Source organism: Roseiflexus sp. RS-1 (assembly GCF_000016665.1).
Taxonomy (GTDB): Bacteria; Chloroflexota; Chloroflexia; order Chloroflexales; family Roseiflexaceae; genus Roseiflexus.
Genome location: NC_009523.1, coordinates 1,157,596 through 1,170,213, shown reverse-complemented (window position 1 = coordinate 1,170,213; position 12,618 = coordinate 1,157,596). Strand labels below are relative to the sequence as shown.

At 60.0% G+C, this 12,618-nt stretch carries 10 protein-coding genes; 4 read left to right on the top strand and 6 right to left on the bottom strand.

The features are described from left to right. The first annotated feature begins 69 nt into the window (after positions 1-69). Positions 70-2,229: a CYTH and CHAD domain-containing protein gene (locus ROSERS_RS04900; RefSeq protein WP_011955709.1), complete on the top strand. Its 2,160-nt coding sequence runs from the start codon at positions 70-72 to the stop codon at positions 2,227-2,229. Between the two features lie 101 nt (positions 2,230-2,330). Here the strand turns inward: ROSERS_RS04900 and ROSERS_RS04895 are convergent, their stop codons facing one another. Continuing rightward, a complete protein-coding gene (locus ROSERS_RS04895) occupies positions 2,331-3,296 on the bottom strand; it encodes an NAD(P)-dependent oxidoreductase (RefSeq protein ID WP_232282767.1) in 966 nt (321 codons plus the stop codon). 236 nt (positions 3,297-3,532) lie between these two features. On the opposite strand from ROSERS_RS04895, the gene ROSERS_RS04890 reads away from it, so the two are divergent. Then, positions 3,533-4,399 carry an intradiol ring-cleavage dioxygenase gene (locus tag ROSERS_RS04890; protein WP_011955707.1) on the top strand — a complete coding sequence of 289 codons (867 nt, stop codon included), beginning with the start codon at positions 3,533-3,535 and terminating at the stop codon, positions 4,397-4,399. A 113-nt stretch (positions 4,400-4,512) separates the two neighbouring features. Here the strand turns inward: ROSERS_RS04890 and ROSERS_RS04885 are convergent, their stop codons facing one another. The 5 genes from ROSERS_RS04885 to bchJ form a co-directional block, all read right to left on the bottom strand. Beyond that, a complete protein-coding gene (locus ROSERS_RS04885; protein WP_011955706.1) occupies positions 4,513-5,346 on the bottom strand; it encodes an MBL fold metallo-hydrolase in 834 nt (277 codons plus the stop codon). Between the two features lie 78 nt (positions 5,347-5,424). Continuing rightward, entirely contained in the window at positions 5,425-6,912 is a 1,488-nt protein-coding gene (crtI, locus tag ROSERS_RS04880) for a phytoene desaturase family protein (protein ID WP_011955705.1), read from the bottom strand. A 70-nt stretch (positions 6,913-6,982) separates the two neighbouring features. After that, the gene (gene bchE / locus ROSERS_RS04875; protein WP_011955704.1) at positions 6,983-8,569 is read right to left on the bottom strand and encodes a magnesium-protoporphyrin IX monomethyl ester anaerobic oxidative cyclase; all 1,587 of its coding nucleotides are present in this window, start codon (positions 8,567-8,569) and stop codon (positions 6,983-6,985) included. 70 nt (positions 8,570-8,639) lie between these two features. Next, positions 8,640-9,743: a TIGR04053 family radical SAM/SPASM domain-containing protein gene (locus ROSERS_RS04870; RefSeq protein WP_011955703.1), complete on the bottom strand. Its 1,104-nt coding sequence runs from the start codon at positions 9,741-9,743 to the stop codon at positions 8,640-8,642. Positions 9,744-9,827: 84 nt separating this feature from the next. After that, positions 9,828-10,427: a bacteriochlorophyll 4-vinyl reductase gene (gene bchJ, locus ROSERS_RS04865; protein ID WP_011955702.1), complete on the bottom strand. Its 600-nt coding sequence runs from the start codon at positions 10,425-10,427 to the stop codon at positions 9,828-9,830. Positions 10,428-10,811: 384 nt separating this feature from the next. Here bchJ and ROSERS_RS04860 point away from each other — a divergent pair, with 384 nt between their 5' ends. Continuing rightward, a complete protein-coding gene (locus tag ROSERS_RS04860) occupies positions 10,812-11,852 on the top strand; it encodes a sensor histidine kinase (protein ID WP_041334796.1) in 1,041 nt (346 codons plus the stop codon). Between the two features lie 14 nt (positions 11,853-11,866). Then, positions 11,867-12,595, top strand: coding sequence for a response regulator (locus ROSERS_RS04855; protein WP_011955700.1), 729 nt, complete (start codon positions 11,867-11,869; stop codon positions 12,593-12,595). The last annotated feature ends 23 nt before the right edge of the window (positions 12,596-12,618 follow it).

Below are 12,618 nucleotides of genomic sequence, written 5' to 3'. Positions count from 1 at the left end.
CGCATCAGCGACCATGGTATACTTGGACATATAAACGCCCTGGTAGTTCGTTTCGCGAAACGTTGCCCTATGAAACAAAAACGCACTGCACCCCTCGAAGTCGAACTGAAGTTTCGTGTCGATGATCCCGCCATCTTCGCGGCGTTGTCGCGTCCGATGACGCTTGGCGATTTTCTGTTGAAGCCGGTGGGGGATGGCGAACATCAGCACAATGTCTACTACGACACCCCTGATTTTCGTCTGCGCGCTCAGCGGTACGGTCTGCGCGTGCGCACTGTCGGGCACAGCCTGATTGCAACCCTGAAAGGCGAAACGCTGACGGAAGACGGGCTTCATCAGCGTCCTGAATGGGAAATGCCGGTCGATAGCGATGATCCGCAGCGCTGGTCTCCCGGCGACGTGCGTGATCGGGCGTTTGCCCTGGCAGGCGGCGCTCCGCTGCAACCTGTGCTCACCATCGAAACCCTGCGTCGCACGGTGCGTGTCTGGCGCGGTTCGCGCTGCGTCGCCGATATGGCGCTCGATGAAGGGGTGATCTACGCTGGCGGGCGTGAACATCTCTTCCACGAACTGGAAATCGAACTGTTGCCCGAAGGCACACGTGACGACCTTGATGAACTTGGCGCACTCCTGCGCCAGCAATTCGCTCTGCATCCCGATAACCTCAGCAAACTGGCGCGTGGTCTGGCGTTGCTCGATGAGGCGACTCCAGATGTGGACGAAACAATACAGCAAGTGAAGGGGAGTGCTGCTATGACGGTAGCGACTGAACGGGCGCTTGTCCGTCCGCTGGCGCTGACGATCCTGGATCGCGCAGCGCCAGCGACCGAACCGGTGCATCGCCGGTTGCTCGGGTTAGCAGCAGCGTGCTATGACGCTGCATGGTCATCGGGCGTGGAAGGGCGCGAACGTGCTGCGCGCGATATGCTTCTCTCGGTGCGCATTGACGATCTGGATGCCGACCAGCAGGCGCTTGCCGCTGCACTGGCGGGTATGACGCGCCCCAGGGTGCGTCCGCAGCGCGATCCGGCGTTCATCCGTCTGAGCGTCGGTGATCAGAACGTGGCGCTGCGCCTGGGTGCGATCCTGCGCCTGGCAGTTGCGCTGGCAGAACACGGCGTTACCAACCTGACGGTCGCTCACGCCAATGGGTCGGTGGCGTTGACGCTTGCGACCGAAAACGACAATGTACTGGAAGAGGTTGCTGCCCGCGGCGATCTCTGGCGCGAACATATCGGACCCATCACCTTCGCCTGCCAGGAACATCACACGCTTCCCCCGTTGCCGATTGAGCCGCTTGATCCGGCATATGCCACGCTCATCCTGACCGATGGGTTGCAGGGAGGTGAACCGCTTGCGGAAGGGGCGCGCCGTATCCTGCGCCGCACCTTTGAGCGTTTACTCGCCCGGCTCGATGCCGTCGAAAAAGATGAAGACCCGGAAGATGTGCACGACGCGCGCGTGGCGACCCGCCGTTTGCGCGCATCGCTCCAGGTCGTTGAAGGCGTTTTCGACCCCGACCTGCTCCGCAAACTGCGGCGCGGGCTGCGCCAGATCGCGCGATCCCTTGGCGCTGTGCGCGACTACGATGTCTTCCTGGAGTCGGTGTGTGCGTTCCGCGATCGGTTGCCCGAAGAGCGTCGGACGATCATGACGCCGCTGATTGACGCCATCGGTGCAGCACGCGCGCCAGCGCGGGAACGCATGCTTGCCGATCTGACATCGAAACGGTTCGAGCGTTTTCTGTGCCAGTTTGCTGTCTTTCTGACCACTCCCGGCGCTGGCGTCGTCGATCAGAGTGAAACCGGCGCGCCGACACGGGTGCGCGACTTTGCCGGCAGCGCTATCTGGCGACGGTACGAACAGTGGCGCGCCTTCGATGCCGTGCTCGATGGTGCACCCGATGAGGTGCGTCACATGGCGCGCATCGCTGGCAAACGGTTGCGTTACACGCTCGAATTCTTCGCCGATGCGCTCGGTCCCAACGTCAACCAGGCGCTCGAACCGCTGATGGATCTGCAGGAAACGCTCGGCAGACTCCAGGATGCTGTGGTCGCTCGCGATCACATTCGCGCGCTTGGACTTACCGACGATGCCGGGGCGCAGGAATATCTGGCAGCGCTCGATGCAGAGCATGACCAGTTGCTTGCTGGCTTCCCGCGCCTGTGGTCCAAAGTCGATAGCGTCACCTATCGCAGGCGATTATTCGAGATGATCATTCGCCTGTAGGGGCACAGCGTGCTGTGCCCCACAGCGGCGCTGCGCCCCTGTGCCCCCTGTGCCCCACAGCGGCGCTGTGCCCCCACAGCGCTGCTGCGCCCTCTGTGCCCCTACCATGCTTCCGGGTTGACGATATGCGGCGGGCGTTCGCCGCGCAGCAGTTGAACAACCTGCTGCGCCACCCCAATATGCATGGCGCGCGCGCCATCAGCAGTGTACGAAGCGATATGCGGCGTCAGAATGACGTTCGGCAGTCGCAGCAGCGGATGATCGTCCGGTAGCGGCTCCGGGTCGAAGACATCGAGACCGGCGCCCGCCAGACGTCCATCGCTCAGCGCTGCGATCAGCGCCGCCTGATCGACGACCGCCCCACGGCTGACGTTGATCAGCAGCGCGCCCGGCGGCAGCAATCCAAGTTCACGTGCACCGATCAGGTGGCGGGTTTCCGGCGTCAGCGCGCAGTGAAGTGAGAGGAACTGCGCATGCGGCAGCAGGTCGTCGAGGGTTGCGGCGCGCGCCACATCCAGGGTAGCGAAGGTTTCGTCGGGAACAGGCGGGTCATACGCCACAACATGCATCCCCAGCCCCTGGCGACAGATCTGCGCCACGCGCCGCCCGATGCGCCCCAACCCGACAATGCCCAGCGTTTTACCGCGCACCTCGATGCCCCGTAACCGGGCGGCGCGCCACCCTTCAGTGCGCAGAACGCGGTCGGACGCAACGACCTGCTTCGCCAGCGCTAAGAGCAATGCGACGGCATGTTCAGCGGTGCTCTCGGTAGGACCATCGGGCGTGTTGATGACCAGAATGCCACGCTTTGTGGCGGCAGCGATATCGATGTTATCGACGCCAATGCCGGGACGACAGATTGCCCGCAGTGCGTCGCCAGCTGCGTCCATCCATGCGCCATTGGCGTCGATCAGCGCGGTGATAATGGCAACAGTGCAACCGGGCAACAGCGCAGCGTCACCGCCTGCGACCAGCGTGGCATGCGGTTCGAGCAACGCAACCGCCTCCGCTTCCAGGCGAACATCAGTCCAGATACGTGGACGATCAGGGGATGCAGGTGTCATCATGGGCATGATCCGTGGGCGCTCAGTTCAAACACACGGTGAGATTATACCAGCGCAGCATGGACGGCACGCGCTGTCGGCGCTGAATGTTCCCATTCTGATAGTGATCCAGGGCTTTTGCAATTCTTATCGTCCCTTCATATTCGTTGAAGACCATCCTGCTATGATGGTAGAAGAGCCTGTCCCCACCTGAGCATGGAAGGCTCAGAAAACCTGAAACACAACATCTGGAGCGAACGATGGACCATGATGATCGTCAGATAGGACGAATCCTCAGCCGGCGCGAAGTGCTGATGCTGATTGGTGCATCTGCTGCAACCCTGCTGATGGGCTGCGGTTCGATGGGTTCAGGCGCGACGCCGGAAACGTCTACGGGAAGTGTTCCGTCAGCAGCGCCGTCTCCGCCCGCCATGCCTCAACCCTCACCATCTCCTGCGGCGACCGCCACGCAGGGGGCATTAGCATTGCCTGCTACGTCAGCGCCGGTGACCACACCGGTACGCATCCCCGTTCCGGCATGCATTGTGCGCCCGGAGCAGACAGAAGGACCGTATTTTGTGGACACCCGACTGAACCGCACCGATATTCGCTCTGATCCCATCAGCGGCATCGTCAAAGAGGGGTTGCCATTAACCCTGACGTTCGTTGTCAGCCGGATTGGGAACGATGGATGCGCGCCGCTACGTGACGCGATGGTGGACATCTGGCACTGTGATGCGCAGGGCTTCTATTCCGACGTGCGCGACCCACGCCGTGATACAACCGGGGAGCAGTGGCTGCGCGGGTATCAGATGACCGATGCCAGCGGCATCGCCGCATTTACGACGATTTATCCCGGCTGGTATCCCGGACGCGCGGTGCATATCCATTTCAAGATTCGCACCGCCGCCGCCGGTCAGGTGTACGACTTCACCTCACAACTCTACTTCGATGATGCCGTGAGTGATGCCGTCTTCGCGCAGGCGCCCTATGCCGCTCGGGGAAATCGCACGACGCGCAACCAGAACGACGGCATTTTCCGCAGAAACGGCGAACAACTCGTCCTGGCGCTCACCCCGACTGACCAGGGGTATGCAGCGACGTTCGAGATCGGGTTGCAACTGTGATGTGGAGGTGACGACGCACAGATGAACGGCTGAAACAGGCGAAGGCGCTGCCTTCGCCCATGTGTGCTGCACCTGCTTCCAAACGCGCGTTACTGCCGTCCGCCGACCTGTCTTCAACCGGCATACAGGTACAATTCACCCGGTTGCAACAGATGACAGCGCATAAACGGAGCGCGCCGATCCAGTTCATCGAACAACATACCGGGCGAAACACGATTCCCGGCAAAAAGATCGTTGTGAATGCCGATCAGCACCCGTGCATCGATGGCTTTCGCCAGTTCGACCGCCTCTCCGGGCCACAGGTTGCCGATGATCCCCTCGTGCTCACGAAAGAAATCACGCCCATTGATCGGCAGGAGCGCAATGTCGATCACGCGCCCGACAAGCGCCGCCAGCAGTTCCGGGAAGATGATCGTATCACCACTGTGATAGACGGTCACACCGTTGCACTCGATGATGAACCCCATCCAGCGTGAGTGTCCATCGGCATCGACTTCATACGCATAATGGGCAGCCGGCATTGCGGTGAACGCAAGCCCGGCAAGTTCGACCCGTTCACCCAGACGCGGCGTGATGATCCGTTCGTCCGGGATGCCAGCATCGCGCGCGATCTGCCGTCCTTGAAGCGATGTCACCAGCGTAGCCTGGGGTGATGCCGACATAAGCGGCGCCAGGGTTGCAGCATCGGTATGATCGAGATGCTCGTGCGTCGTCAGCACCACCTGTGCGTGGGTGACCAGCGCCGGATCGAGCGGTATGGGAAACCGTCGCGGCGGACCGCCAAGCGCCTCGACCGAGTTGGACAGGTATGGATCGATGTAGGCGATTGTGTTGCCGCCCTTCACCACACATCCCGCCTGCCCCAGCGACCAGAGAGCCACCTGACCATGCGGCACGGTCAGTCTGTCGATCTGCGCGATCAACGCTGCATCACGCACAAGTGTCATGGGTTCCTCCAGCGAATACTTCAAAGGTTGCACGTTGAAGGTTGCACGTTGAAGGTTGAAGGTTGAACGTTCTAACCTTCACCTCCCGACACACTCTTGCTGCACCAGACGCTCGACGATCAGCGCCGATGATAACACGCCTGGCAATCCTGCGCCAGGGTGGGTTCCGGCGCCCACGAAGTACAGGTTGTCGAACTCTTCAGAGCGATTATGCGGGCGGAACCAGGCGGATTGCAGCAACGTCGGCTCGAACGCGAACGCCGCGCCAAAGTAGTTGTTCTGACGCCGCTGAAAGTAGCGCGGGTCGGCTATACGCTCCACGACGATGTTCTTGCTCAAATCGGGGAGAAAACGCTCCTCCAGGAATGCGATGATGGCATCACGATATGGACGCGCCAGCGACGCCCAATCCGCCTGCGACGCCAGGTTGGGCACCGGCGACAGGACGTAGAATGCATCACAACCGGGCGGCGCCACATCCGGCTCATCGCGCGACGGCATGTGCAGGTAAAGCGAGAAATCTTCTGCAACACGTTTGTGGATGAAAATATCATCAAGCAGTTCACGGTAACGTGGACCAAAGATGATATTGTGACGCACCAGTGGAGCATCGTGGTAGGTGCGCCGTGTTCCAAGATAGATCACAACCAGTGACATACTGTACTTCAACGAGCGCAGGCGACGGTCGGTATAGCGACGGCGGTAGCGTGGCGCGATCAGGTCGGCGTAGGTATGGGCGACATCGGCATTCGACACAACAATATCGGCGCGATACTCGCTGCCGTCGGCAAGCGCCACACTGCGGATGCGACGCCCTTCGACGATCAGCTCGCGCACCTCAGCGTTGAGATGGATGGCAACGCCGAGTTCACGCAGGAGGCGCACCAGAGCATCCACGATTGCGCCGGTGCCGCCGACGGCGTAGTACACCCCCCATTCACGCTCCAGGTAATGCACCATAGAGTAGATCGACGAAGCATAGAACGGGTTGCCGCCGATGAACAGCGGATGGAACGAAAAACAGCGCCGCAGAAAGTCGTCCTTGATATAGCGCGACACATAGCGGTAGACGCTCTCGAATGATCGCAGGCGGATGAGATCGGGCGTCACGCGCAGCATATCGCGGAAGTGCAGGAATGGCTTGTCCGCAAGTTCAACGAATCCTTTCTCGAAGATGGAGCGCGTGCTCGCCAGAAAACGCCGATACCCCTCGACATCGGCGGGGTTGATGCGTTCAATCTCGCGCAGTACTGCCGCTTCATCGGCGCTGTGATCGAACCGACGACCGGTATGGTCATAGATGCGGTAGAACGGGTGGCACGGGCGGAATTCGACATACTCCTCGCGCCGACGACCCGCCGCTCGCCACAGGTCATCAAACATGAACGGCGCCGTGATGACCGTCGGACCGGTATCGAAGCGGAAGCCGTCCACCTCCAGAACATACGCCTTACCGCCCGGCTTATCCTGCTTCTCGAAAATGTGCACGTCGTGGCCGCGCGCTGCCAGGCGCACGGCGGCTGCAAGGCCGCCAAAACCGGCCCCAATGACGATAACGGTGCTCACCTGTGACCTCCAACGCACAAGGGGCGCGGCATGCCGCGCCCTGACGAACCTGGTATGGTGGGAAAAGGATTTATCCCTCGTGTTCCACGTACTCCGGCACATCCTTCGGCGCGCCGCAGACCGTCATCGTACCACGAAAATCGACATCGGCGGACATTTCGGGGCGCTTCTGCTTCAACTCTGCGATCTGTTCGCGCGTCAGCACCTTCGTCTCGTCGAACCCCAGGTCAATCGAACCGTCGAGATGCACCCGCTCCAGATCGTAGAACCGCTTGGTGAAGGTTGTTTTGGCGAACGCCTTCAAACAGCCGAGCATATAGCGCCGCTTGAATGGGTCTTTGATCCAGGGATAACTCAGGAATGCCTTGCGCATGTAGAAACGTGCATAATTGCGCAGCACGCCCTTGAGCACCTGCTCGCGCGTCATTGCATCCGGCTGGATGATCGGCGTAACGAAGTTGTACTTCGAGAAGTCGCGCACTTCGACCCGATCGCCGAGTTCCTCGAACAACTCGGCAAACGGCCATGGCGTGTACATATTCCAGTTCGCCATGTCCGCATTCCAGTCGAGCGCAAATCGGTACGTCTCTTCGATGGTTTCAGGGGTCTCGTTCTCCAGACCCATGATGAACTGTGCTTCAGCAACGATCCCCTGATCCTGGAGCAGCCTGATGGCGCGCTTGTTCTGCTCGATGGTCGTCTCCTTGCGGAAACGGTCGAGGTTCATTTGCGCCGCGGCTTCGGTGCCCAGCGAGACGTGCACCAACCCGGCGCGACGGTAGAGCGGCAGGTACTTCTCATCGCGCAGAATGTCGGTGACGCGAGTGTTGATGCCCCAGTGAACGCCGAGTTTGCGCCGCTCCAACTCTTCGCACATCGCAATGAATTTCTTGCGGTAGATGGTCGGCTCCTCGTCTGCCAGAATAAAGAAGCCGATCTTATATTCGCGCACCAGCAGTTCGATTTCATCAACGAACGCAATCGGATCACGCACGCGATATTTGCGCCAGAATTTCCATTGTGAGCAGAAACGGCACGTGAACGGACATCCGCGCGCAAAGTTCGGCACTGCAACCCGCACATTCAGCGGAATGTAGATGTACTTCTCCCACTCCAGCAGACTCCAGTCGGGGGTCAGGGTCGAAAGGTCGGCAATCGGCGGATGCGCTGGCGTCGCCACAACCCGATCCTCATCCAGGAACGCAATTCCCTGAATCTGATGGCGATCACGTTCATCACTGCCATTCTCGATCGCGCGCATCAGGTTGACGATGATCTCTTCCCCTTCGCCGCGCACGATGTAGTCGATCCAGGGCGCTTCGGTCAATACCTGCGCATACATAAAAGTCGGGTGCACACCGCCCAGGATCGTCTTGCAGCCAGGGTTGGCTTCACGCGCCAGGCGCAACGTTTCCTGCGCCTTGTAGATCATCGGCGTGATCGCTGTCGCCATCACGACATCCGGACGATTGGCGCGGATGATCTGTGCGACGGTGCTGTCCGGCAGATTGTTGGTCATCGCATCGACAAAGCGCAGGTTGGAGTATCCCGCTTTCCGCAATGCGCCGCCGATGTATGCAACCCAACTCGGCGGCCAGTTGCCGGCAATTTCCGCTCCACCTGCGTGATAGTTCGGCTGGATCATCAGAATACGCATGATCGACTCCTTCACACACCTGCTCGTGATACGTGTGCTCACGACGACCCGGACAACGTTGCAACCTGCCTCACATGGTTTGCCCCGGTTGATACGTGCAGAGCGGGTCTTCCGCCAGCGGATCGCCAGTGGCGGCAAAGGCGCGCGCGCGTGATCCGCCGCAGATTGCGCGGTACTCGCACCGTCCGCAGCGCCCGCCGAACTGCGATGGATCGTGCAGTGCACTGAACAGCAGCGACTCGCGGTAGACCTGCACAATATGGTCGGTGCGCACATTGCCGGCAGCCAGCGGCAGGAAACCGGCTGGACAGATCTCGCCGGTATTCGAGACGAACACAATGCCGTTGCCGTCCCGAATGCCAAACCCTCGCCCGACAGGCGTCTGACGGATCTGTTCGCTGCTCATGCCGGCGGCGCGCATTTCACCAAGTGCAACCCGCCGGTACGATGGCGCCTCTGTTGTGGCGACGGCAAATGGCGCTTCCTGAGCGATGCGATAGATCCAGACCATCAACTGCTCGGCTTCGGCGGGTGTCAGCGACTGCAACACCCGCCCACGCCCGACGGAGATCAGAAAGAAGAGACTCCAGCGGGCAACCTGCTTTGTCTTCAGAAGGGCGTAGATCGACGGCAGATCATCGGCTGTCTCCGCTGCGACGAGCGTGTTGATCTGAAGCGGCATATCGAGTTCCGCTGCCCACTCCATCGCCTCAATGGTGCGATCAAATGTGCCTCCGACGCCGCGAATAGCATCGTGGCGGGCAGCATTCGAGCCATCGAGGCTCAATCCAAGCGCCTCGACACCGTGCGCCTTGAGCGCCGCGAGCATGGTGCGCGTCAGGTTGGGTGTGGCGCTCGGCGTGATCGAGACCGGCACGCCCAACGCACGCGCTGCATCGATCAGATCGAGCAAATCTGGTCGGGCGAGCGGATCACCGCCGGTCAGGATCAACTGCGGCATCGGATCGCCAAAATCGGGGATCTGCCGCAAAAAGCGAACGCTTTCCTCGAACGAGAGTTGCAGCGGATGCGGGTGCGGCATCGCTTCAGCGCGGCAGTGGCGACAGGCGAGCGCACACGCCTGCGTCATTTCCCAGTAGATATTGAGCGGCGTCAGCGCAAAATTGCGCGGCGCATGACGCATGGGGCGAACCGGTTGTGGTGGAGCCGTCACTCGTACACCTCCATGTAGTGAAAACTGAGAACTACCTCTGCCAGAAAACAGGCGCACGGAACGCGCCTTCACCCCAATCGATGGTCAACACTGGATGGCATACCGACAGCGGCGATCACCCCGCGCCTGACACTCAAGCTCGCGCAGCGTCGCATGTGGGCAGACCAGTTTCCGAAACATGTGCTCGAATGCGCCACGATAGTAGGCGCACATTGCCGCAGCCATCGCCGACGTATCGAACAGCGTCCCATTGGCAATCGACAGGGATGGCGTCGGTGTGAGATCGTAGGCAAACACACCGCTGCCGGCGAAGGTCCAGGTATGGCGTCGCATTGCCGGCAACAGCAGACGCAACCGCATCCGTGGCGGCAACAGGCGAAGCGCAATGCGCGCAACCGGCGGGATACGGTTGGCAAACACATACTCCGAGGTCAACTGCCCGGAGCGCTCCATGACCACATTTGTTCGTTCCTCGCCAATCTGTTCGATGAGCAGTTCGACCAGCGCATGAAACTCACGCTCGTCGATCAACTCGTGGGGCAGATGATCCGGAAGATCGCCCGCCCCGCCGCGCACCAGCACGGCACGCGCTCCTTCATCGCCGAACATTTCCCGCAGCGCTGCAACGGTCTGGATAATCGCATTGGGACCTATTTTGCCCGTGCCACGAGCTGCTGTCGTCATCCTGCCCTCGCCACAATCATTCATGGGAATTGACCGCACTATACTGCCAGCAGGCGGGGTGTACCGAAATGGTTCATCAATCGTTCGTTGCGCTTTCTTAACCAGGTTGCAACCGGGCAATTTTGTCGAGCAATTGTGCAGGGGATGTACGCGGGCATTCGATAGACAACCGGCTATTCCGGCGGCGGACCGATCGTCGTTCTTCGCCGGGATGCGCGTGAACCGTTGTCCGGCGTCGGGGTGACGACGGCGCTGGCAGATGAATTGCAACCAATTCGACTCTATTTTGAATAAGAATTTATGACGAACTGACTGGAATTGTTTCCCAATCTGATGTATATTTGTGCTACACGATTAATTCGTATGACCGGCGGGCACAGCGCTATGAGTTCGCAGGAAGAGCCAGCAATACCGGTCGCTCTCCGCGAAGCGCGTGACATTGTGGCGGAGCAACTGGAGCGGTTGCGCGCGCTGGCGGAACGCGAGCGCCAGGAGGCGCATGCGCTCAATGCCGCGCTCCGTCAGGCTGAACGCGAACTCGATGAGGTGACCCTTCAGTACCGCACGGCGCTTCAGCGGCGACGCTCAAGCGCCGAAGCGCTTGGCCAGCAGATGGCAAAACTGCGGGCGCGTTGCGACGAATTGACCCGCAACGTTGATATGCGGCGCAGCGGTTTAAGACAGATAGAACTGCTGATTCGTCAGATCGAGATGAGTAGTAGCGCATTGACAAATACCGGAACAAGTGCGACATCCGATCCATGGGCGCTGGCGCTGCGTTCGCAGGTCATTCATGGGCGCGAAGAGGAACGGGTGCGCCTGGCGCGCGAGGTTCACGACGGACCAGCGCAGGTGTTGGCGAATTCGCTGATGTTGCTCGAAACCTGTTACACGCTGGCGCAACAGCAAACCGGTGAACAGGCTGAAAAACTGGCGCAGATGCTTGATCGCCTGCGCAGTGCGACCCGCGACGGATTGAGCGAAGTTCGCCGCTTTATCGCCAACCTGCGACCGGGGCAGGTCGCCGAACGCGGTCTGGTTGAAGCATTGCGCGACTATTTGCGCACCTATGGCAATACCTACAATGTGCAGGTGACGTTCGAAGCCGATGCCGTGCCGCGACAGGCGGACGAAGTCGAGATCGTTCTCTATCGGATTGTCCAGGAGGCGCTTCAAAACGCACACAAATATGCACGTGGCGCGCCGATCACGGTGCGTCTTGTGCAGCAGGCAAACACGCTGATCCTGTCGGTACGCGATGAGGGACCAGGATTTGACCCCCGCGAAGTGGCCCGACGAACCGGCAAAAGCAACTGGGGGCTGACGAGTATGCGTGAGCGAGCGGAATTGATCGGTGCACGCCTGACAGTTGCGTCGCGTCCAGGGCATGGAACTGAAGTCACGGTTATACTCCCACTGGAATAGCCAGGGTGAAGATGATGGAACAACGTATTCGTGTACTGATTATCGATGATCACCCGCTTTTCCGCCAGGGTATTCGCTGGAGCCTGGAAGAAGCCGGCGATATGGAAGTGGTCGGTGAGGCGGAAAATGGGCAGGAAGCGATCAAACTGGCGGAACGTCTCGTCCCGGATGTCGTCCTGGTCGATATCAATCTGCCTGGACTGAACGGTCTGGAAGTTGCCCGCGTGATCAAGCGACGGGAACCTCGCATTGGTTTGATTGTCATCAGTGTCTACGAGGACGATGATCAACTCTTCCAGGCTATCAAAGTCGGCGCGGCGGCTTATTCATCGAAAGATGTGCATCCGCGCGACCTGGTGCGCATGATTCGCGAGGTCGCGCGTGGAAAGTACCTGATCAACGATAGTGTTATTGCCAAGCCGCACGTTGCCACCCGCGTGCTGCATCAGTTTCGCGAGCTTGCCGCCACCGAAGATGAGCGCACCAGCGCCTTGTTTGCGCCGCTGACGTCGCGCGAAATCGAGATACTCGACTGCATCGCTCGAGGGTTGTCGAACAAAGAGATCGCTTCTCAACTTTCGATCAGTGGGCAGACGGTCAAAAACCATATCACATCTATTCTGTCGAAACTGCAGGTCAATGATCGAACGATGGCGGTTATTTATGCGATCCAGCGGGGATGGATCCGCATGGGGTACGATGGACATCATAGCCACGCAGTGGGTGACAAGCGATCATCATGAGTTGAGTACGGAACGTTCCACGT

Coding starts and splice junctions, on each gene's coding strand:
- ROSERS_RS04900 (WP_011955709.1), top strand. CDS start 70: ATGAAACAAAAACGCACTGCACCCCTCGAAGTCGAACTGAAGTTTCGT.
- ROSERS_RS04895 (WP_232282767.1), bottom strand. CDS start 3,296: ATGATGACACCTGCATCCCCTGATCGTCCACGTATCTGGACTGATGTT.
- ROSERS_RS04890 (WP_011955707.1), top strand. CDS start 3,533: ATGGACCATGATGATCGTCAGATAGGACGAATCCTCAGCCGGCGCGAA.
- ROSERS_RS04885 (WP_011955706.1), bottom strand. CDS start 5,346: ATGACACTTGTGCGTGATGCAGCGTTGATCGCGCAGATCGACAGACTG.
- bchE (WP_011955704.1), bottom strand. CDS start 8,569: ATGCGTATTCTGATGATCCAGCCGAACTATCACGCAGGTGGAGCGGAA.
- bchJ (WP_011955702.1), bottom strand. CDS start 10,427: ATGACGACAGCAGCTCGTGGCACGGGCAAAATAGGTCCCAATGCGATT.
- ROSERS_RS04860 (WP_041334796.1), top strand. CDS start 10,812: ATGAGTTCGCAGGAAGAGCCAGCAATACCGGTCGCTCTCCGCGAAGCG.
- ROSERS_RS04855 (WP_011955700.1), top strand. CDS start 11,867: ATGGAACAACGTATTCGTGTACTGATTATCGATGATCACCCGCTTTTC.